14 protein-coding genes are annotated in these 20820 nt (G+C 72.3%); 12 read left to right on the plus strand and 2 right to left on the minus strand.

The window, feature by feature from the left end; all coding sequences use genetic code 11:
• The first annotated feature begins 122 nt into the window (after positions 1-122).
• The 12 genes from ACZ4Z4_RS18810 to ACZ4Z4_RS18865 all read left to right on the plus strand — a co-directional run bounded on the left by ACZ4Z4_RS18810 (position 123) and on the right by ACZ4Z4_RS18865 (position 14715).
• The gene (locus tag ACZ4Z4_RS18810; protein ID WP_468328190.1) at positions 123-380 is read left to right on the plus strand and encodes an acyl carrier protein; all 258 of its coding nucleotides are present in this window, start codon (positions 123-125) and stop codon (positions 378-380) included.
• 5 nt (positions 381-385) lie between these two features.
• Positions 386-1564, plus strand: a complete 1179-nt coding sequence (locus ACZ4Z4_RS18815; protein ID WP_468328192.1) for an acyl-CoA dehydrogenase family protein — start codon at positions 386-388, stop codon at positions 1562-1564.
• On the plus strand, positions 1561-3336 hold the full coding sequence (locus ACZ4Z4_RS18820) for a class I adenylate-forming enzyme family protein (protein ID WP_468328194.1): 1776 nt from the start codon (positions 1561-1563) through the stop codon (positions 3334-3336). Before ACZ4Z4_RS18815 ends, ACZ4Z4_RS18820 begins: the two co-directional genes overlap by 4 nt.
• The gene (locus tag ACZ4Z4_RS18825) at positions 3329-4516 is read left to right on the plus strand and encodes an acyl-CoA dehydrogenase family protein (RefSeq protein ID WP_468328196.1); all 1188 of its coding nucleotides are present in this window, start codon (positions 3329-3331) and stop codon (positions 4514-4516) included. The genes ACZ4Z4_RS18820 and ACZ4Z4_RS18825 overlap by 8 nt, the downstream gene beginning before the upstream one ends.
• Complete coding sequence (gene ubiG / locus ACZ4Z4_RS18830; RefSeq protein ID WP_468328198.1) at positions 4517-5317, plus strand: bifunctional 2-polyprenyl-6-hydroxyphenol methylase/3-demethylubiquinol 3-O-methyltransferase UbiG; 801 nt, start codon at positions 4517-4519, stop codon at positions 5315-5317.
• Positions 5317-5796, plus strand: coding sequence for an SRPBCC family protein (locus ACZ4Z4_RS18835; RefSeq protein WP_468328200.1), 480 nt, complete (start codon positions 5317-5319; stop codon positions 5794-5796). The genes ubiG and ACZ4Z4_RS18835 overlap by 1 nt, the downstream gene beginning before the upstream one ends.
• Positions 5796-6857 carry a type III polyketide synthase gene (locus ACZ4Z4_RS18840; RefSeq protein WP_468328202.1) on the plus strand — a complete coding sequence of 354 codons (1062 nt, stop codon included), beginning with the start codon at positions 5796-5798 and terminating at the stop codon, positions 6855-6857. Before ACZ4Z4_RS18835 ends, ACZ4Z4_RS18840 begins: the two co-directional genes overlap by 1 nt.
• 25 nt (positions 6858-6882) lie before the next feature.
• Complete coding sequence (locus ACZ4Z4_RS18845; RefSeq protein ID WP_468328204.1) at positions 6883-7815, plus strand: methyltransferase domain-containing protein; 933 nt, start codon at positions 6883-6885, stop codon at positions 7813-7815.
• The gene (locus ACZ4Z4_RS18850) at positions 7812-9287 is read left to right on the plus strand and encodes an aminotransferase class III-fold pyridoxal phosphate-dependent enzyme (RefSeq protein ID WP_468328206.1); all 1476 of its coding nucleotides are present in this window, start codon (positions 7812-7814) and stop codon (positions 9285-9287) included. Before ACZ4Z4_RS18845 ends, ACZ4Z4_RS18850 begins: the two co-directional genes overlap by 4 nt.
• 59 nt (positions 9288-9346) lie before the next feature.
• Positions 9347-11110 (plus strand): AMP-binding protein, encoded by a 1764-nt coding sequence (locus tag ACZ4Z4_RS18855; protein WP_468328208.1) that lies wholly within the window; start codon positions 9347-9349, stop codon positions 11108-11110.
• Positions 11107-12390: an FAD-dependent oxidoreductase gene (locus ACZ4Z4_RS18860; RefSeq protein WP_468328210.1), complete on the plus strand. Its 1284-nt coding sequence runs from the start codon at positions 11107-11109 to the stop codon at positions 12388-12390. Before ACZ4Z4_RS18855 ends, ACZ4Z4_RS18860 begins: the two co-directional genes overlap by 4 nt.
• 114 nt (positions 12391-12504) lie before the next feature.
• Entirely contained in the window at positions 12505-14715 is a 2211-nt protein-coding gene (locus ACZ4Z4_RS18865; RefSeq protein ID WP_468328212.1) for an MMPL family transporter, read from the plus strand.
• 121 nt (positions 14716-14836) lie between these two features.
• On the opposite strand, the gene ACZ4Z4_RS18870 is transcribed toward ACZ4Z4_RS18865, so the two are convergent.
• Both ACZ4Z4_RS18870 and gltB read right to left on the minus strand, forming a co-directional pair.
• Positions 14837-16297: a glutamate synthase subunit beta gene (locus ACZ4Z4_RS18870; protein ID WP_398307309.1), complete on the minus strand. Its 1461-nt coding sequence runs from the start codon at positions 16295-16297 to the stop codon at positions 14837-14839.
• Positions 16290-20810 carry a glutamate synthase large subunit gene (gene gltB / locus ACZ4Z4_RS18875; protein ID WP_468328479.1) on the minus strand — a complete coding sequence of 1507 codons (4521 nt, stop codon included), beginning with the start codon at positions 20808-20810 and terminating at the stop codon, positions 16290-16292. Before gltB ends, ACZ4Z4_RS18870 begins: the two co-directional genes overlap by 8 nt.
• Positions 20811-20820: the final 10 nt, after the last annotated feature.

Raw genomic sequence — 20820 nt, forward strand, 5'->3', positions numbered from 1 at the left:
TTCAGTGAACGCACAACCACCCTTCAGCCGCCTTGGATGTGCGTGGTGCAGCATCGGCACATCCCACGGAGACACGGAGCCCTGGAGGACGTGTGTCAGCCAAAGACGAAGTGTTGCGGAGCGTGACCGGACACATCGAGGCGATCAGACCGACGTTGCGACGCGACGCGATCATCCCGGCCGCCTCCCTCGCCGCCGATCTCGGCCTGGACTCGATGGATCTCGTGGAACTCGCCGCGCGCATAGCCGCCGACCACCCCGCCTTCGACCTGAACGCGTGGCTGTTCGACGCGAGCGCCCCCGGCATGGACTCCCTGGGCTCGCTCGTCGCGGCCCTGGAGAGGCAATCCGAGTCCCGACCCGATGCGAAGCAGGTGTGAGAGCCATGACCGCCGGACACGTCCGTTCCAGCGCCGTCGACATCGCACGCGAGCTCGCGCCGTCACTGGCCGACCGCGCCGCGGAGCACGACCGCGAAAGCAGCTTCCCGCACGAGAACTTCGACAAGCTGGTCTCCAGCGGTTACACCGCCCTGACCGTGCCCAAGGAACACGGTGGCGGGGGCATCACCCTGGAAGAGCTGTGCCGGGCCCAGGAGATCCTGGCCGGCGCGTGCTCCTCCACCGCCTTCGCCGTGAACATGCACATCCACGGCCTCGCCATGATCGCCGCGATGGACCAGGAGGACCGGCACGCCTGGGCGTACCGGGCCGTGGTCCAGGACGGCGCCGTCATCGCCGGTGGCTTCAGCGAGCCGGGCATCGGGGGCAACTGGTGGCATCCGACGACCGCCGCCACGCCGGTCGACGGCGGCTACCTGCTCAACGGCCGCAAGGGCTTCTTCACCGGTTTCCCCGCCGCCACGCTGCTCTTCGTCTCGGCGGCCGACACGGACGACCGGGGCCGTCCGAAGCCGCTCGGCTTCCTCCTGCCGCGCCCCGAGGAGGGCGTGGAGGTCACCGCCGAGTGGGACGCGGCGGGCATGCGGGCCACCGGCAGCCACGCGCTGGAGCTGAAGGACCTGTACGCCGACAGCCGTTACCTCATCGGTGAGGCGGGGCAGCTGCCGCTGATGTTCATGCGCGGCGTGCACTGGGCGTGGTGCAGCTTCGCCTCCGTCTTCCTCGGCACCGCCCAGGCGGCGCTCGACTACGTCGCCGCCGCCCAGCGGGAGCGCAGGCTCGCGGTCCTCGACCGCACCATCGCCCACCTGCCGGGCGTGCAGTTCCGCGTGGCGGACATGGCGACGAAGCTCGCGGCGGCCCGCGCGCACCTGTACGCGGCCGTCCGGGCCGACCACTCGGTGGACGTGGACCCGCTGGGCCACTACATCGAGATGAGCGTGATGAAGAACGCGGTCTGCAAGCTCGCCCACGAGGTCGTCACGCTGGCGCTGCAAGTGCAGGGCGGCTCCGCGCTGAGCTCGAAGAACCCGCTGCAACGCATGTACCGCGACGTGGTGGCCGGGCTCCTGGTGCCGCCCAACTCGGACCTGACCGCGGAGTGGTCGGGCAAGCAGTCCCTCGGTGTGCCGGTCCTCGACGAGCCCCGGTGGGGCGGATGAGCCCGTCGGCGCGTCGCACCGCGGTGCGACGCGCCCTGCCGACGCCGCTCGCCCGGCTGCGCAACCTGGTCACCTTCGACATCACGCGGCTCTACGAGACGCTCGCCGCCGACCACGGCGACCGGCCGCTGCTCGTCCCGCCCACCCCGCTGGAGTATCCGGGGTACGGCACCACCGAACTGACGGGGCGTCAACTGCGGGACCTGGGCCACCGGATCGCCAACGCGCTGCGGTCGGCGGGGGTCACCACCAACACCCGCGTGGTCATCGTCAAGCGGGACCACCCGGACTACCTGCTCTACCTCTACTCGGCGATCGCGGCGGGCGCCGTGCCGGTCAGCGTCAACCCCGGCACCGGCTGGGCGTACGCGAAGGCCGTGGCGGAGCGGGCCGGGGCGCGCTTCTTGATCTCCGACGCCGAGACGCTCGGGGCACCGGGCGGCGCCGAGCACGTGGGCCGCATGCTCGACGAGGGCGCCACCCTGCTCACCGTCAACGCGCCGTCCGACGACGCCTGGTGGGCCGGGCGCGAGGGCGTCGTCGACTTCGTCGGCGCCGTCACCGCGGCCCCCACGACGGCCCCGCCCCGGCGGCGGATCGGCAAGGACACACCGCTCGCCCTGTTCCACACCTCGGGGACCACCGGGTCGCCCAAGCTCTGCATCTGGAGCCGCCGCAACACGTACCGCATCTGGAAGCCGATGATGCCGGTCCTGCCGGTGGGCAGCGGGTCCCGGGCCATGCTCGGGGTGCCCTTCTCGCACCAGATCGCGTTCGCCCTGGGCACGGCCGTGCTGCTGTGCGGTGCCCGGATGAGCACGGCCTCGCTGTACGACCCGCGCGCGGCGCTGCGCAGGATCGAGGAGGAGCGGATCACCTGCGTCATGGCCTTCCCGCACCTCTACATGCGGATGGCCGGCGAGGATCTGGACGCCTACGACCTCAGCTCCATGAAGGTGTGGGCGGTCGGCGCCGACAAGGCGCACGCCGCCCACATCGCCGCGCTCATCCGGCACGGTTCGCTGCGGGTGCCCGGCCGGCCGCGCGGCTCGGTCTTCCTCGACTCGTACGGCTCCACGGAGATCGGCGCGGGCGGCATCATGCAGGTCTGGCTCCCCGGCGACGTGCCCGAGCCGTGCGTCCAGGGCAAGCCCATGCCCACGCAGTTCGGCGTGCGCATCGTCGACGAGCGGTGGCGGCCGGTACCGGACGGCGCCCCGGGACGCATCCTCGTGCGCAGCACCTCGCACTTCGACGGGTACTGGGACGACCACACCCGCTGGGCCGAGTCCCGGATCGACGGCTGGTGGTGGGGCGGCGACGTCGGCCGCCTCGACGGCAGGGGCCGGCTGGTCTTCCTCGACCGCGAGGCGGACTCGGTCCGCACCGACGCGGGGGTGCTGTACAGCCTGCCCGTGGAGGAGCGGCTGCTGAGCCACCCCCGCGTCCTGGAGGCGGCGGTGTTCTCCGCGGCCACCGACCCGCGTACCGGAATCGGGCGTGCCGAGGCCTGGGTGGCGCCCAAGGGCGCGCTCACCCGTGCCGACCTGGCCGCCCTCGACGAGTCGGACCGGCTCGTCCTGGAGAAGGAACTGCTCGCCCTGGCGGGCGGCACGGGAGAACGACCGGGCCTGACCGCGGTACGCGTGGTCGCCCTCGAACAGATCCCCGTCGGCGTCACCGGCAAGGTCCTCAAGCGCCGGCTGCGCGAGCTCACAGCCGCCGAGGACGTGCTCACGTCCACAGAGAAAGGCAACAGCACCGATGACTGATCAGTCGCGCGAAACCGAGTGGGAGCGGCTGCGCACGGCCGCCCGGGAGCTGGCCGTCACCTTCGAGGAGCGCAGCCTCGCGCAGTACGAGAGCGGCTCGTTCGTGGCCGACAACATCAAGGACCTGGTGGCGTCCGGCATCACCGCCATGAACGTCCCCGCCAAGCACGGGGGCTTCGAGGGCACGCTCGCCGAGAACGTGGAGATCCTCAGAACCATCGCGAAGGGCTGCGGTTCGACCGCGTTCACGCTCTCCATCCACGCGGTGCTCACCGGTTCGCTGCGCGGCGAGGTCGACTCGGACGTCAGCGCCCGGCTCAGCACCGCCCTCCTGGACGGCGCGTTCGTGGTGGGCCCGTTCACCGACGAGAACTCCGGCAGCAACTGGGTGCTGCCCTCGACGACGGCCAAGCGGGACGCCGACGAATTCGTCATCGACGGGATCAAGCACTTCTCGACGGGGTGCGAGGCGGCCACCCACATGGTGATCACCGCGGGACTCGACGACGACCACCTGGAGCCGCCGTTCAACCTGGCCGCCTTCCTGGTGCCCACGGGCGACACCGACAAGATCACCGTCAAGCATCCGTGGACCGGCTTCGCGATGCCGATGACGGGCTCGCACTCGCTCGCCATCGAAGGGGTGCGGGTCTCGCAGGACGACATGCTGCTGCCCGAGGGCCTCACGCCGCTCTACGTCATGTCCCGCCAGCAGTGGGGCAGTTACTGCTTCACCGCGGTCTTCCTGGGCCTGGCCCAGCGGGCGTACGAGATCGCCGTGCAGACCACCGTCGGGCGCTCCAACAACGCGGTGGGCGACCTGGCGAAGCTGCCCGGCATCCAGTTCGCCGTCGCCAGGATGCGCTCCTCGCTCGCCACCATGGAGGCGCTGCTCTACGAGTACGCCACCGAGCACGTCGACCCCGGGGACGACCTGCCCGCGTTCGTCGCCGACACCTGCGTGCCGAAGTACTTCATCACCAACGAGGCCGAGCACGTCGTCGCCACCGCCTTCGAGGTCATCGGCGGCAGCGGCATCCGCAAGGGCGGCCGGATCGGGCAGATCTGGCGGGACATCAAGGCGGGGCCGCTGCTGCCGCTCACCAACGACCTGTGCCGCGAGTACATCGGCAAGACCGCCCTCGGCATCGACCCGCTGGCCACGCCGAGGTGGGTGTGAATGGGCGCCGTCACGACCGCACCCGCCATCGACAACGAGTACTACGACGAGGTCGGCGAGGCCTGGTGGGACAGTGAGGGGCCCTTCCGCGCCCTGCACGAGATGAACCCGGTCCGGCTCGGCCACTTCCACGAGACGCTGCAACGCCACTACCCGGACCGGGCGCCGCGGGACCTGCGCGTGCTGGACCTCGGCTGCGGCGGCGGGCTCCTCAGCGAGGGCCTCGCCCGCCGGGGCTACCGCGTGACCGGTGTCGACATCTCCGAGAACTCCCTCGCGGTGGCCCGGGCCCACGCGGCCGGACACGGCGTGGAGGTGGAGTACCGCAGCGGTTCCGCGTACGAACTGCCCTGCCCCGACGCCTCCTTCGACGCGGTCACCGCCTCCGACATCTTCGAGCACCTCGACGACCTGGAGCAGGCGCTCGCCGAGATCCACCGGGTGCTGAAGCCGGGCGGCACGGTGCTCTTCGACACCATCAACCGCACGGCGCGCAGCTACCTGGTGTCGATCCTGCTGGCCCAGCGCCTGCTGAAGGTGGTTCACCCCGGCACGCACGTCTGGCGGATGTTCATCCGGCCCGCGACGCTGCGCCGCAAGTTCGAGGCCGCCGGGCTGCGGCCCGCCTCGCTCGCGGGCATGGTGCCGGCCCGGCCGCTGCCCGGCGTGCTGCTCTCGCTGCTGCGCGGCCGCGGGCTCGGCGGCTTCGCCATCGCGGGCGACCTGTCCAACAGCTACATCGGGCACGCCGTCAAGGGGCGCCCGCTCCACGAGAACCGCACCACCACGGGAGGACACTGATGGTCTGGATACGCGCAGCGAGCAAGCACGGCGACACGGTCCGCGCGGACCTCGACCGGCTGCGGGCCTTCCTCGCCGACGTCGGCGCCTCGGGGCCGCTGATGCCCAGCGTCGTCGGGCTCGAGGACGAGGGCGAGGGCGTCTTCCGCTACGAGCTGGAGGAGTTCGACAACGGCGCCGTCAGCCTCGCCCCCCGCTACCAGGTCCGCTTCGACGCCTCCGATCCGGCGCGGATCAGCTGGGAGCCGTACGGGGAGCACTCCTTCAAGTCGTGGGGCGCCTTCCGCACCTCGGCCGGCGTGGACGGTGAGGCCCACCTGGAGATCGAGACGCGCAGTGAGATCGACGTGCCGGTGGCGGCGGTCATGGCCGTCCTCGTGGAGCCGTTCGCCCAGTCCTCCATGGACGAGGTGACGGAGGGGTTCCTGGCGGCGCTGAAGCGGCACGCGGAATCCTGGAACGGGCCGGAGGACGTGTGATGTCCCCCACCGCGGGCGCCCGCATCCTGGGCCTGAGCACCGCCCACCCCGGCCTGCCCCTCCCCCAGGACGAGCTGTACGAGACCTTCTACGCCGACTTCTACCGCGACGTGCCGAACGCCGAGGAGATCTTCAAGGCCACCCAGGTCCGGACCCGGCACATGGCCTGGGACCCCCGCGAGCACTTCGCGGGCCGCACCGCGCCGAGCATGTCGGAGCGCATGCGGGGCTGGGAGGAGAACGTCCTGGCGCTGGGCGCGGAGACGGTGGGCTCGGTCCTCAAGGGGGTCGACACCGCCGACGTCGGCTCCTTCACCATGGCCAGCTGCACCGGCTACGCGGGCCCCACCCCGGAGATGCTCCTCGCCAAGGAGTTCGGCCTGCCGGTCCACCTGCGGCGCACCTTCGTCGGGCACATGGGCTGCTACGCGGCGTTCAACGCCCTGAAGGTGGGCCTTGACTCGGTGACGGCGCGCCCCGACGAGCTCGCGGTGGTGAGCTGCTGCGAGATCTGCTCGCTGCACGTCCGGCCGGAGATGACGAAGGAACAGGTCGTGGTGCACGGCCTGTTCGCCGACGGCGCCGCCGCGGTGCTGCTCGGGCCGGACGACGGCCAGGGGCCGGCGATCCTGCGCACCCACACCGAGACGCACTACGCGACCTCCGAGGCCATGACGTGGCGGGTGCAGGACGACGCCTTCCGGATGACGCTGTCCCCCTACGTCCCGGCGATCCTGTCGGGGGCCGTGGAGTCCTTCGTGGAGAACCTGCTGGAGCCGGTGGGGCTGGGCCGGCGGGACGTGCGGCACTGGGGCGTCCACCCCGGCGGCCCCAAGATCATCGACCTGGTCGGGGCGCGCCTCGCACTCACCGACGCCCAGCTCGCCGCGTCCCGGCACATCCTGGCGAGCCGTGGCAACTGCTCGTCGTCGACCATCCTGCTCATCCTCGAACAGCTGCTGGCCGGGACCCACGACGCGGTGCCCCGCCCCGGCGAGTTCGGCGTCCTGATGGCGTTCGGCCCGGGTCTGACCATGGAGTCGGCCCTGGTGCGCTTCTGACTCACCCCCTTACGGAGCCGTACTGATGACAACGCACGCATCCAGCACACCCGCGGGTCTCGAACCGACCCGCGACCTGCCCGCCCTGCACCACGCCATCAAGGACCACTACGACGGCCTGATCGAGCTGTACGAGGACCTGTGGGGGGAGCACATCCACCACGGGTACTGGGCCAAGGGTGAGCCCGACCCGGGCCGCCACGCGGCGCAGAACCGGCTCGCCGACGAACTGGTCGCCCTCGCCGGAATCCCCCGCGGCGCCCGGGTCCTGGACGCCGGCTGCGGCGTCGGGGCCTCCGCGATCCGGCTCGCCAAACAGCTCGACTGCCGCGTCGACGCCATCACGCTCAGCGCCGAGCAGGTCCGCAGGGGCACCGAGAAGGCCGCGGAGGCCGGCATCGGCGACCGGGTCACGCTGCGCTGCATGGACGCCATGAAGACCGAGTACGAGGACGGCACGTTCGATGTCGTCTGGGCGCTCGAGAGCTGCGAACTCATGTATGACAAGAAGGAGTTCCTACAGGAGTGCAAGCGGGTCCTCAAGCCCGGCGGGCGCCTCGTGGTCGCCACCTGGTGCGCCAGGGACGAGTCACTCAAGCCCGCCGAGGTCCGGCTCCTGCACCGCATCTACCGCGACTTCGCCGTCTCGCACGTCCTGCCGCTGCGGCGCTACGAGCAGCTCTGCGACGAGGTGGGCCTCACCGGCGTCACCACCGCGGACTGGACCGCCGAGGTGCGCGACACCTGGAAGCTGTCGACCGACATCGTCAAGCCCGTGGTGCGCGACCCCTCGTACGTGTGGAAGCTGGTCCGCGCCAAGGGCGTCGACGTCTTCCGCTTCCTCAACTCGGTGCCGCTGATGCGCCAGGCGTACGACCGCGGGGTCATGCGCTACGGCGTCTTCACCGCCACCCGCCCCGCCGATGACACCGTCGCGTCCCGGAAGGACCTGGCATGAGCGCCTCCGCCACCCCCAGCGTGCAGGACCTGGTCGCCGATCTGCTCACCCAGTCCTGGGTCGTGGAGCTCTTCACGGAGCTGAGCGAGCGGCAGGCGGAGTCGACCCGGCTGGTCGAGCGGCTCCGCGCGCGCGACGTGACCAACCACGCGTTCTGGCCCTTCCACGCGCCGCCGATGCCGGTGTCCATGCGGGAGGCGCGGGGCTCCCGGGTCACCGACGCGGACGGCAACACCTACATCGACACCCACCTCGGCTTCGGCGCGCAGGCGCTGCACGGCCACAATCCGCCTTCGGTGGTGGAGTTCGTCCGCGAACGGATGGGCACCGGCACGGGCAACGGCTACTTCCAGGCCATCGAGCTCGAACTCATCGAGCTGCTCGGCTCGTTCATGCCGCACATCGAGAAGTACGCCTTCCTCAACTCCGGCACCGACGCCACCGCGGCCGCGATCCGGATGGCCAGGGCGCGGACGGGCAAGCGCATGGTGGCGAAGTTCGAGGGCTCCCTGCACGGCGTGCACGACCTCGCCGCGCACAACACGGCCTTCTGGTACCACGGCCACCCCACGAACCCGCTGCCCGAGGTCGGTCCGGACGGCGTGGAGCGGCAGTCCGCGCTCGCGGGCGTCCACCCGGCCGACCCGCGCGACCTGCTGGTGCTCCCCAACGACCTGGAGGCCGCCACGCGGCTGCTGCACCGCCACCGGGACGACCTGGCGTGCGTACTCGGCGAGGCCGTCTCCTCGTCGTTCCCCTTCGAGGAGTACACCGTCCCGCTGATCAAGGGCACGGCGCAGGAGGCCCGCAGGCTCGGTGTCCCGTTCATCCTCGACGAGGTCCTGACGGGCTTCCGGGTGGGGCCGGGCGGCGCGGCGAAGGCGTACGGCATCGAGGCGGACCTGTACTGCTACGGGAAGGTCATCTCCGGTCTCGGCCTGCCGCTCTCCGCGGTGGGCGGCCGGGCCGACCTCCTGGAGACGGTGCAGTCGAGCGGCATGGCCCTGACCGACCTCGGCCGCAAGAGCAGCGTCCAGACCACCCACGCCGGCAACTACCTCTCGCTGTGCGCCTCGTACGCCTCGCTCAGCCTGCTGCGCGACAAGGGCGACGCCTACTACGCCCGCACCCGCGGCAAGGTCGGCGTGATCCGCGACCGGCTGGCCGATCTGCGCTCGGCGGAAGGCATCCCGCTGCGGCTCCTCGGCTTCGGCGACTTCATCGGCTCGTTCGCCTTCCTGGAGCGGGAGAGCTACCGGGACTACCGGGACTTCACGGCCGCGGTCAACCCCATCGGCCTCTTCCTGCTGACCCTGATGCTGCGCCGGCGGGGCGTCTACACGCTCAGCCTGCCGATGCTGTTCACCGGTGACGCGCACAGCGACGAGGACATCGACGCGGTCTGCTCGGCGGTCGTCGACAGCGCCCTGGAGCTGAAGAAGCACGGCTTCCCCTTCGTCCTGCCGGCCTGACGGGTTCCGCCCCGCCGGACCGACCTCACCGCGCGTACGCGCCGAGAACGGAGACACTGATGGCAAGTCCACCGCTGACCACGCGGCCGGTGCACCCCGACAGAGCGGACTGGCGGCCGGGCGGCCCGCTCGCCCGGATCGTCCCCGAGGACACGGTCGGCGCCGCCCTCGCGGGCCGCCGCGAGCGGGCGCCCGACAGCGTCGTCACCTACGTCCACGACCGCTCCGGAGTGCTCACCCGGCTGACGGCGGACGAGCTGTGGGACCGGGCCCGCGCGGCGGCCGACGGCCTCCGGGCCGTGGGGGTCGGCGCCGGGGACACCGTCGCGCTGTGCGCGGACACCGGCCCGGACCTGATCACCGCGCTGTTCGGCGCCATGGTGGTGGGCGCGGTGCCGTTCGTCGTGGAGCCCCCGCTCAACGAGGCGCGGGGCGCCGTGTGGGGCGAGCGGTTCCGGCACATGGCCGCGGTGGCCACGCCGCGGGCGCTGGTGTCCGGGCCGGAGCTCTCGCCCACGGTGCGGGACGTCTGCGCCGACCTGAAGGTGCCGGTCCTGGAGCCGCCGTACGGCGCCGCCGGAGGGAGCCCGGCAGTACGGCGGCCCGCCCCCGTCAGCGCGGACGCCCCCGCGTACCTCCAGTTCACCTCGGGCACCACGGGCGACGCCAAGGCCGTGGTGATCACCCACCGGCAGCTGTACGCCAATGTCGCCGCCATCGCGCGGCACGTGCCCTACCGGCAGAGCGACGTGATGGTCGGCTGGCTGCCCCTGCACCACGACATGGGCCTGGTCGGCACGGTCTTCTCGACGTTCCTGCACCAGATCCCCGTCGTCCTGATGCCGCCGCTCGCGTTCGCCTTCCGGCCCGAGCTGTGGCCGCAGGCGATCAGCCGGTTCCGGGGCACGCTGTCCCCGGCGCCGAACTTCGCGTTCCACCTCTGCGCGGCGCGCGCCAAGGACGAGGGGCTCGCCGGGCTCGACCTGAGCTCCTGGCGGGTGGCCTTCAACGGCGCGGAGGCCGTCAGCTCCGCCACCCTCGACCTCTGGCAGCGGCGGATGGGGCCGCTCGGCTTCGCCGCCGAGGCCATGCAGCCCTGCTACGGCATGGCCGAGATCGGCATCGCCGTCACCCTGTCCGAGCCGGGGCGGCCGCCCCGCGTGCTGCACATCAGCCGCAGCACGCTGGCCGGAACGGGCGCCGTGGTGGCCGCGGAGCCCGGCGACCCGGACGCCCAGGAGGTCACCGCCGTGGGGCGGCCGCTGCCCGGCTACGGCGTGCGGGTGGAGGACTCCGACGGCAACGAACTGCCCGAGCGGCGCCAGGGCCGGCTGATCATCAGCGGCCCCTCGCTCACCGAGCGGTACCTGACCGCGGACGGCGCGGGCGATCCGTCGCTGCGCCCGGACGGCTGCGACATCGGCGACCTCGGCTTCTACGCCGACGGCGACCTGTTCGTGACGGGCCGCGTCAAGGACCTCATCATCATCGGCGGCCGGAACTACCTGCCGTACTCCCTGGAGGCCGCCGCCGCGGAGGTGCCCGGCATCCGCCGGGGCGGCGTGGCCGCGGTCGGCGTGCCGCATCCGGAGCGAGGGACGGAGACCCTCCTGGTGGTGGCGGAGAGCGCCGCGGCCCACGACCCGGACCGCAGCCGGGCGCTGGCCGCCGACGTCGAGCGCGTGATCGCCGCCCGCACCGGGCTGCGGCCCGACCGGGTCCACCTGCTCCCGCGCGGCAAGCTGCCCAAGACACCGAGCGGCAAGCTTCAGCGGGTGCGGATCACCGCGCTCGCGGCGTCCGGCCAGCTGGACCCGGTGTGACCGCCCGGTCCGGCACCGCGGTGCGGCGGGTCGTGGTGGTGGGCGGCGGCACGGCCGGTCTCATGACGGCGTGCGCCGCCGCCCGCGCCGGGTGGCGGGTCACCGTCCTGGAGTCGTCGCGGCACCCCGGGGGCCGGGCCAGGGGCCCGGCCCTCGGGTCGCACCCCGTCACCCTGGGGCCGCGCGCCCTGTACAAGAGCTCGGGGTGGCGGATGCTGCGCCGCCTCGGGGTGCGGCCCCGCGGTGTGACCCCGGCGATGGGTGCGGCGCTCGCGCTGCGGCAGGGCGACCTCGTCCCCGGCTACGCCACCCCTCAGGGGTTGTTGACGACTCCGCTGCTCCCGGTGCGGGAGCGGCCCGCGGTGGTCGGGCTCCTTGGCCTGGCCCGGCCCGCGCCGGGCCTCGCCGCGGTCACCGGCGAGGAGTGGCTGGAGCACCGGCTGCCGAGCGCCAGGGCTGCGGAGACGGTGTTCGCCCTGATGCGGATGATGGCGTACGTGGGCTCCCCCGCCCAGTTGAGCGCGGACGCCCTCGCGGGCCGGGTGGCCGCCGCCCGCAGCGGCGTGCTCTACGTGGACGGCGGCTGGCAGTCGGTGGTCAACGCCCTGCTCCTGCTGGCCCGCCGGCTCGGTGTGGACGTCCGCACCGGGGCCCGGGCCGTCGCGGTGACGGCCGCGGACCGGGGGCCGCGGGTGCGCTGGGCCGAGGGCGGCGAGGAGCGCGAGGAGACGTGGGACGCCGCGTTCCTCGCGGGCCCGGCCCCCTCGGCCGTGGCGCGGCTGCTCGGCGAGCCGGAGCCCGGCACCGGGCCGGGGCTCTCCACGGCCTGCCTCGACGTGGTCCTGGACCGGCTCCCGGTGCCCGAGGTGTCGCTGGTGTACGGCGTGGAGACCCCGGTGTACCTGGGCGCGGAGCCGGCCGGGGCGCGGACCGCCCACCCGCGGGGCGCGGTCCTGCACCTGGCCCGCTACGACGACGGCACGCGGCGCAGCGCGGCGGACGACCGCAAGGAGCTGGAGCAGCTGCTCGACGTGGCGCAGCCGGGCTGGCGGCGCCATCTCGTCGAGGAGCGCTTCATGCCCCGGATGCGGACGATGGGGGCGCTGCCGCACCCGTCGCGGGGCGGGCTGCGGGGCAGGCCGGGGCCGGTGACCTCGGTGCCCGGGGTGTTCGTCGCGGGCGACTGGGTCGGGGGCGAGGGCATCCTGTTCGACGCGGTCGGCGCGAGTGTGCGGCAGGCGCTGGCGGCGTGCCGGTCGTATCTGCGTGCCGGGGGGTGAGATTCCGTCCGGTTCGGATCTTCGGCGTCCCCGCCGCCACCGTCTCCGCCAGAATCGGAGACCGCACGGACCGCACAGACCGCGTCAACCTCGCTGAATTAAGGGGCCGTTGGGATGTTTTCCGCAATCGCGGGGCTGCACCTGCGACGTCGGCGCGTGGTGCTCCTGCTCGCGCTGGTCGTCGCCGCGCTGGCCGGGGCCTTCTCGGCCGATGTGACCTCGCGGATGTCGAACTCGACGACCATCTACGAGGACGCCTCGCGCCCGAGCGTGACGGCGCGCCACACCATCCGTGAGGCGACCGGCGTCGACCCCTCGCAGGGGTACGTCATCGAGGTCCGCACCGAGCGGCGCCTTGCCCCCGGCGATCCGGTGCCGGACGCCGTGGCGAAGGCACGCTCGGTGCTGCGGGCGCGGCCGGAGACCGTGTCGGTCGCCGACTACACGGACCGGGGGCACGCCCTCATCTCCGACGACGGCCGCGGCACCCTCGTCGTGGCCGCTCTCGGGCCGCTCTCCGAGAAGCAGGCCAAGGACGGCACCGAAGCGGTCCAGAAGGCCATCGACGGCGAACCGGCGCTCGGCGACAGCGCGTTGCTCGGCGGACCGACGGCCGCCCGGCACCAGGTCGGCGAGTTGTCGTTCTCGGACCTGGCGCGCGCCGAGCTGTTCGCGCTGCCGGTGATGCTCCTGGTCCTGGTGCTCGTCTTCCGGGGCGTGGTGGCGGCGCTGCTCCCTCTGGTGGGCGCCGTCTTCACGCTGCTGCTCACCTTCGGCGGGCTCGCGGTGGCGGTCCGCGGCATGACGGTGGCCGCCGGGGCGATGAACCTGGCCACGGCGCTCGGGCTCGGCCTGTCCATCGACTTCGGCCTGCTGCTGGTGACGCGGTTCCGCGAGGAGCTCGCCCGCGGGCTCGGTCCCGCCGACGCGTTGCGGGTGTGTCTGGGCACCGCGGGGCGCACCGTGCTGTTCAGCGCGCTCACGGTCACGGCGGCGCTCGCGGCGCTGCTCGTCTTCCCGCAGCCCTATCTGCGGTCGATGGGCCTGGCCGGCATCCTCACCACGGTGGCGGCCGCGCTGTTCGCCCTGCTGGTGCTGCCCGGACTGCTCGCCGCCCTGGGCACCCGGATCAACGCGCTGCCCCTGCGCAGGTCCCGGGGCGAGGCGGCGGCCGAGGAGGCGTCGGTGCGCCGCTGGCGGCGGCGTACGCAGGCCGTCGTGCGCCGCCCCGCCCTGTTCGGCCTGGGCGCGGTCGTCCTCCTGGTGGCGCTCGCCTCGCCCGCTCTCGGGGTCCGGTTCACCGGGGTCGACGGGACGTCGCTGCCGGACTCGGTCTCCTCGGGCCGGGTCGCCGCGTCGATGAAGGAGCACTATCCGCGCGTGTCGGCGCAGCCGGTGGTGGCGCTGGTGCGGGCCGGCCCGGCCGAGCGGGAGCGGGTCGTCGCGTACGGGAAGCGGCTCGCGGCCGTCGACGGGGTGGCCTCGGTCGGCGAGCCGCGCCGGATCGACGCCGCGCACTGGCAGTGGGACATCACCGTGGAGGGCGCCCCGCTGGGTGAGCGGGCGCAGCGGGTCGTCGGGGATCTGGAGGCGGCCGAGGCGCCGTTCCCCGTCTCCTTCACCGGGGGCGCGGCCGACTTCCGCGACCAGCAGCGCAGCATCGGCGACCGGTTGCCGCTCGCGCTGACGCTGCTCGGCGTCACGACGTTCCTGCTGCTGTTCGCGTTCACGGGGTCGGTGGTGCTGCCCCTGAAGACGCTGTTGATGAACGTGTTGAGCACGGCCGCCGCGGTGGGCATCCTCGTGCTGCTCTTCCAAGGGCACGCGTTCGAGGGGGTGCTCGGCTTCACGTCGCAGGGCGCCCTGGAGTCGACGGGCCCGTTGCTGCTGGCGGTGCTGGCGTTCGGGCTCTCCACCGACTACGGGGTCTTCCTGCTCGGCCGGATCATGGAGGCGCGCGCCGGGGGCGCCTCGGAGCGGGAGGCGGTCGTCGCCGGGCTCTCCCGGTCCGGGCGCATCGTCACGTCGGCGGCGGTGCTGTTCTGCATCCCCGTCGCGGCGCTCGCTCTCTCCCGCGTCGTGCTGATCAAGGAGCTGGGCCTCGGCACCGCCTTCGCCGTGTTCCTCGACGCGGCGCTGATCAGGACCGTGCTCGTGCCGTCGCTGATGGCGCTGATGGGCTCCTGGAACTGGTGGGCGCCGGGTCCGCTGCGGCGGCTGCACACGTCCTTGGGGCTGGACAGGCTCCACCGGGCGGAGACGGCGGCGGGGCTCCCGGAGCCCGAGCCCGTCGGCACGCCGGGGCCTGGCCCGTCCCGCGGCTGACGGGGCGCGACGCAACGACGCCCGCCCAGGTCCGGTCGGGGACGGGGCGGGCGCCGCTCAGTTCCGTACGCCGTTGTACGGGACGTATGAGGGGTCGTACGACCTCTGAGGGTCGTACGGACTAGACCGTCAGGGAACGGTCCGTGGGGCGGATGGGGGCCGGCAGGTCGCTGGCGCCGGTGAGGAAGCGGTCCACACCGCGGGCGGCCGAGCGGCCCTCGGCGATCGCCCACACGATGAGCGACTGGCCGCGGCCCGCGTCACCGGCGACGAAGACGCCGGGGACGTTGGTCTGGAAGTCGGCGTCGCGCGCGACGTTGCCGCGCTCGTCGAGCTCCAGGGCGAACTGGTCCACCAGGCCGTTCTCACGGTCCGTGCCGGTGAAGCCCATCGCGAGGGTGACGAGCTGGGCGGGGATCTTCCGCTCGGTGCCCGGCTTCTGCGTCAGCTTGCCGTCGACGAACTCCACCTCGACGAGGTGCAGGAACTGGACATTGCCGTCCTCGTCGCCCTCGAAGTGCGTGGTCGAGACGGAGTAGACCCGCTCGCCGCCCTCCTCGTGCGCGGAGGTGACCTTGTACAGCATCGGGAAGGTCGGCCACGGCTGGTGCGGGGCGCGGTCCTCGCCGGGCCTCGGCATGATCTCCAACTGGGTCACGGAGGCCGCGCCCTGGCGGTGGGCGGTGCCCACGCAGTCCGCGCCGGTGTCGCCGCCGCCGATGACGACGACGTGCTTGCCCTCGGCGGAGACGGGCGTGGTGACGTAGTCGCCCTCCTGGACCTTGTTGGCCAGGGGCAGGTACTCCATCGCCTGGTAGATCCCCTTGAGCTCGCGGCCGGGGACGGGCAGGTCGCGGGCGGTGGTGGCGCCCGCGGCGATGACGACGGCGTCGTAGCGCCTGCGCAGCTTCGCCGCGTCGATGTCGCGGCCGATCTCCACGCCCGTGCGGAACTTGGTGCCCTCCGCGCGCATCTGCTCGATGCGGCGGTTGATGTGCCGCTTCTCCATCTTGAACTCGGGGATGCCGTAGCGGAGCAGGCCGCCGATGCGGTCGGCGCGCTCGTAGACGGCGACGGTGTGGCCGGCCCGGGTCAGCTGCTGGGCGGCGGCCAGGCCCGCCGGGCCCGAGCCGATGACCGCGACGGTCTTGCCGGAGAGGCGCTCCGGGGCCTGGGGCGCGACGTCGCCGCGGTCCCAGGCCTGGTCGATGATCGAGACCTCGACGTTCTTGATGGTGACGGCCGGCTGGTTGATGCCGAGCACGCACGCCGACTCGCACGGGGCCGGGCACAGGCGGCCCGTGAACTCCGGGAAGTTGTTGGTGGCGTGCAGCCGCTCCTGCGCGGCCGACCAGTCCTCGCGGTAGGCGTAGTCGTTCCACTCCGGGATCAGGTTCCCGAGCGGGCAGCCGTTGTGGCAGAACGGGATGCCGCAGTCCATGCAGCGCGACGCCTGCTTGGAGATGATCGGCAGGAGGGAGCCGGGAACGTAGACCTCGTTCCAGTCGCGGACGCGCTCCTCGACCGGGCGGGTCCGTGCGACCTCGCGGCCGTGGTTCAGAAAGCCCTTGGGATCAGCCATTGGTCGCCGCCTCCATCATCTTCTCGGTGATCTCGGTCTCGGAGAGACCCGCTCGCTCGGCGGCGTCCTTGGCGGCGAGCACTGCCTTGTACGTCGTGGGGATGATCCTGCTGAAGCGCTCCACGGCGGTGTCCCACTCCGCGAGCAGCTTCTCGGCGACGGTCGAGCCCGTCTCCTCGTGGTGGCGGCGCACGACGTCGTGCAGCCACTGCTTGTCGGTGTCGTCGAGGGGTTCGACGGCCGCGAGGTTCCCGGCGTTGACGTTGTCGCGGTCGAGGTCGATCACGTACGCGATGCCGCCGGACATGCCGGCCGCGAAGTTGCGGCCCGTCTCGCCGAGGACGACCGCGTGGCCGCCGGTCATGTACTCGCAGCCGTGGTCGCCCACGCCCTCGGAGACCACCGTCGCGCCGGAGTTGCGGACGCAGAAGCGTTCGCCGGTGCGGCCGCGCAGGAACAGCTCGCCGCCGGTCGCGCCGTACGCGATGGTGTTGCCCGCGATGGTCGAGTACTCGGCGAGGTGGTCGGCGCCGCGGTCCGGGCGGACGATGATCCGGCCGCCGGAGAGGCCCTTGCCGACGTAGTCGTTGGCGTCGCCCTCCAGGCGCAGCGTCACACCGCGCGGCACGAACGCGCCGAAGGACTGGCCCGCCGATCCGGTGAAGGTGATGTCGATGGTGTCGTCGGGCAGGCCCGCGCCGCCGAACTTCTTCGTCACCTCGTGGCCGAGCATGGTGCCGACCGTGCGGTTGATGTTGCGGATGGCGACCTGCGCGCGGACCGGGTGGGCGTCCGTGGCGCTGGACGCGGCGAGCGCGTCGGCGGCGAGCTTGATCAGCTCGTTGTCGAGCGCCTTCTCCAGGCCGTGGTCCTGGACCGTGATCTGGTGCCGGACGGCGCCCGCGGGCAGCGCCGGCACGTGGAACAGCGGCTCCAGGTCGAGGCCCTGCGCCTTCCAGTGGCTGACGGCCTTCTCAGTGTCGAGGAGCTCGGCGTGGCCGACGGCCTCCTCGATGGAGCGGAAGCCGAGCTCGGCGAGGAGCTCACGGACCTCTTCGGCGATGAACTCGAAGAAGTTGACGACGTACTCGGCCTTGCCGGAGAAGCGCTCGCGCAGCGCCGGGTTCTGCGTGGCGATGCCGACCGGGCAGGTGTCCAGGTGGCAGACGCGCATCATGACGCAGCCGGAGACGACGAGCGGCGCGGTCGCGAAACCGAACTCCTCGGCGCCGAGCAGCGCGGCGATGACGACGTCGCGGCCGGTCTTCAGCTGGCCGTCGGTCTGCACGACGATGCGGTCGCGCAGGCCGTTGAGGAGCAGGGTCTGCTGGGTCTCGGCGAGACCGAGCTCCCAGGGGCCGCCCGCGTGCTTCAGGCTCGTGAGAGGCGAAGCACCCGTACCGCCGTCGTGGCCGGAGATGAGCACGACGTCCGCGTGGGCCTTCGACACACCCGCGGCCACGGTCCCGACGCCGACCTCGGAGACCAACTTCACGTGGATGCGGGCCTGCGGGTTGGCGTTCTTGAGGTCGTGGATCAGCTGAGCCAGGTCCTCGATGGAGTAGATGTCGTGGTGCGGCGGCGGCGAGATGAGGCCGACGCCCGGCGTCGAGTGCCGGGTCTTGGCCACCCACGGGTACACCTTGTGGCCGGGCAGCTGGCCGCCCTCGCCGGGCTTGGCGCCCTGCGCCATCTTGATCTGGATGTCGTCGGCGTTGACGAGGTACTCGCTGGTCACGCCGAAGCGGCCGGAGGCGACCTGCTTGATGGAGGAGCGGCGCGCCGGGTCGTACAGGCGCTCCGGGTCCTCGCCGCCCTCACCGGTGTTGGACTTGCCGCCCAGCTGGTTCATGGCGATGGCGAGGGTTTCGTGCGCCTCCTTGGAGATGGAGCCGTACGACATGGCGCCGGTGGAGAAGCGCTTGACGATCTCGGAGGCGGGCTCGACCTCGTCGATGGGGACCGGCTGCCGGCCGCTCTTGAAGCCGAAGAGGCCGCGCAGCGTCATCAGGCGCTCGGACTGCTCGTTCACGCGGCCCGTGTACTGCTTGAAGATGTCGTAGCGGCGGCTGCGCGTGGAGTGCTGGAGGCGGAAGACCGTGTCGGGATCGAACAGGTGCGGCTCGCCCTCGCGGCGCCACTGGTACTCGCCGCCGATGTCGAGGGCGCGGTGCGCCGAAGGGATGCCGGAGGCCGGGTAGGCCTTGGCGTGCCGGGCGGCGACCTCCTGCGCGATGACGTCGAGGCCTGCGCCGCCGATCTTCGTGGTCGTCCCGCTGAAGTACCGCTCCACGAAAGCCTGGTCGAGACCGATGGCCTCGAAGACCTGGGCGCCGCGGTAGGAGGCGACGGTGGAGATGCCCATCTTGGACATGACCTTCAGGACGCCCTTGCCGAGCGCGTAGATCAGGTTGCGGATGGCCTGCTCGGACTCGATGCCGGGCAGGAACGTTCCCGCGCGGACGAGGTCCTCGACGGACTCCATCGCGAGGTAGGGGTTGACGGCCGCGGCGCCGTAGCCGATGAGGAGGGCCACGTGGTGGACCTCGCGGACGTCGCCCGCCTCGACCAGCAGGCCCACCTGGGTGCGCTGCTTGGTGCGGATGAGGTGGTGGTGGACGGCCGAGGTGAGCAGCAGCGAGGGGATCGGCGCGTGCTCGGCGTCGGAGTGCCGGTCGGAGAGCACGATCAGGCGGGCGCCGGCCTCGATGGCGGCGTCGGCCTCGGCGCAGATCTCGTCGATGCGGGCGGCGAGCGCGGTGCCGCCGCCGCCGACGCGGTAGAGGCCGGAGAGCGTGGCGGCCTTCATGCCGGGCATGTCGCCGTCGGCGTTGATGTGGATGAGCTTGGCCAGCTCGTCGTTGTCGATCACCGGGAAGGGCAGCGTGACGCTGCGGCAGGAGGCGGCGGTCGGGTCGAGCAGGTTGCCCTGCGGGCCGAGCGAGCTGTGCAGCGAGGTGACGAGCTCTTCGCGGATGGCGTCAAGGGGCGGGTTGGTGACCTGCGCGAACAGCTGCGTGAAGTAGTCGAAGATGAGGCGCGGGCGCTCGGAGAGGGCCGCGATGGGGGTGTCGGTGCCCATGGAGCCGAGCGGCTCGCCGCCGGTCTTGGCCATCGGCGCGAGGATGATCCGCAGCTCTTCCTCGGTGTAGCCGAAGGTCTGCTGGCGGCGCGTGACGGAGGCGTGCGTGTGCACGATGTGCTCGCGCTCGGGCAGGTCGGACAGCTCGATCTCGCCGGCCTCCAGCCACTCCTGGTACGGCTTCTCGGCGGCGAGGGCGGCCTTGATCTCGTCGTCCTCGACGATGCGGTGCTCGGCGGTGTCGACGAGGAACATCCGGCCCGGCTGGAGGCGGCCCTTGCGGACGACCTTGGCGGGGTCGATGTCGAGGACGCCGACCTCGGAGCCGAGGACGACGAGGCCGTCGTCGGTGACCCAGTAGCGGCCGGGGCGCAGGCCGTTGCGGTCGAGGACGGCGCCGACCTGGGTGCCGTCGGTGAAGGTGACGCAGGCCGGGCCGTCCCAGGGCTCCATCATCGTGGAGTGGTACTGGTAGAAGGCGCGGCGTGCCGGGTCCATGGAGGCGTGGTTCTCCCAGGCCTCCGGGATCATCATCAGCACGGAGTGCGGCAGGGAGCGCCCGCCGAGGTGCAGGAGTTCGAGCACCTCGTCGAAGGAGGCGGAGTCGGAGGCGTCCGGCGTACAGATGGGGAAGATCCGGTCCAGCTTCTCCTGGCTCCCGAAGAGCTCCGAGGCCAGCTGCGACTCGCGGGCGCGCATCCAGTTGCGGTTGCCCCGGACCGTGTTGATCTCGCCGTTGTGCGCGACGAAGCGGTAGGGGTGCGCGAGCGGCCAGCTCGGGAACGTGTTCGTCGAGAAGCGGGAGTGGACGAGCGCGACGGCCGTGGCGAAGCGGCGGTCGGACAGGTCGGGGAAGAAGGGCTCCAGCTGGCCGGTGGTCAGCATGCCCTTGTAGACGATGGTGCGGGACGAGAGCGAGGGGAAGTACGTCCCGGCCTCGCGCTCGGCGCGCTTGCGGAGCAGGAACGCCTTGCGGTCCAGCTCCAGTCCCGTGGTGTCGCCGTCGGTGACGAAGATCTGCCGGAAGACGGGCATGGTCGAGCGGGCGGTGGCGCCGAGCAGCTCGGGGGCGACGGGGACGTCGCGCCAGCCGAGGACGGTCAGCCCCTCTTCGGAGGCGATCGTCTCGATCTGTGAGACGGCGCCGTCCGTGGTGCCCGCGGTGTCGACCGGCAGGAAGGCGATGCCGACGGCGTAGGCACCGGCGGCGGGCAGCTCGAATCCGGTCACTTCGCGGAGGAAGGCGTCCGGGACCTGGAGCAGGATGCCCGCACCGTCACCCGAGTCCGGCTCGGAGCCGGTGGCGCCGCGGTGCTCGAGATTGCGCAGTACGGTCAGCGCCTGTTCGACCAGTTCATGGCTGGCCACACCGGTGAGGGTGGCCACGAAACCGACGCCGCAGGCGTCGTGTTCGTTGCGGGGGTCGTACATCCCCTGGGGG

The sequence above is a fragment of the Streptomyces sp. NPDC030245 genome, from assembly GCF_055572995.1.

Bases quoted from the DNA above. Each gene is read 5' to 3' on its own strand.
- ACZ4Z4_RS18815 (WP_468328192.1), top strand. From the start codon at position 386: ATGACCGCCGGACACGTCCGTTCCAGCGCCGTCGACATCGCACGCGAG.
- ACZ4Z4_RS18820 (WP_468328194.1), top strand. From the start codon at position 1,561: ATGAGCCCGTCGGCGCGTCGCACCGCGGTGCGACGCGCCCTGCCGACG.
- ACZ4Z4_RS18825 (WP_468328196.1), top strand. From the start codon at position 3,329: ATGACTGATCAGTCGCGCGAAACCGAGTGGGAGCGGCTGCGCACGGCC.
- ubiG (WP_468328198.1), top strand. From the start codon at position 4,517: ATGGGCGCCGTCACGACCGCACCCGCCATCGACAACGAGTACTACGAC.
- ACZ4Z4_RS18835 (WP_468328200.1), top strand. From the start codon at position 5,317: ATGGTCTGGATACGCGCAGCGAGCAAGCACGGCGACACGGTCCGCGCG.
- ACZ4Z4_RS18840 (WP_468328202.1), top strand. From the start codon at position 5,796: ATGTCCCCCACCGCGGGCGCCCGCATCCTGGGCCTGAGCACCGCCCAC.
- ACZ4Z4_RS18845 (WP_468328204.1), top strand. From the start codon at position 6,883: ATGACAACGCACGCATCCAGCACACCCGCGGGTCTCGAACCGACCCGC.
- ACZ4Z4_RS18850 (WP_468328206.1), top strand. From the start codon at position 7,812: ATGAGCGCCTCCGCCACCCCCAGCGTGCAGGACCTGGTCGCCGATCTG.
- ACZ4Z4_RS18855 (WP_468328208.1), top strand. From the start codon at position 9,347: ATGGCAAGTCCACCGCTGACCACGCGGCCGGTGCACCCCGACAGAGCG.
- ACZ4Z4_RS18865 (WP_468328212.1), top strand. From the start codon at position 12,505: ATGTTTTCCGCAATCGCGGGGCTGCACCTGCGACGTCGGCGCGTGGTG.
- ACZ4Z4_RS18870 (WP_398307309.1), bottom strand. From the start codon at position 16,297: ATGGCTGATCCCAAGGGCTTTCTGAACCACGGCCGCGAGGTCGCACGG.
- gltB (WP_468328479.1), bottom strand. From the start codon at position 20,810: ATGTACGACCCCCGCAACGAACACGACGCCTGCGGCGTCGGTTTCGTG.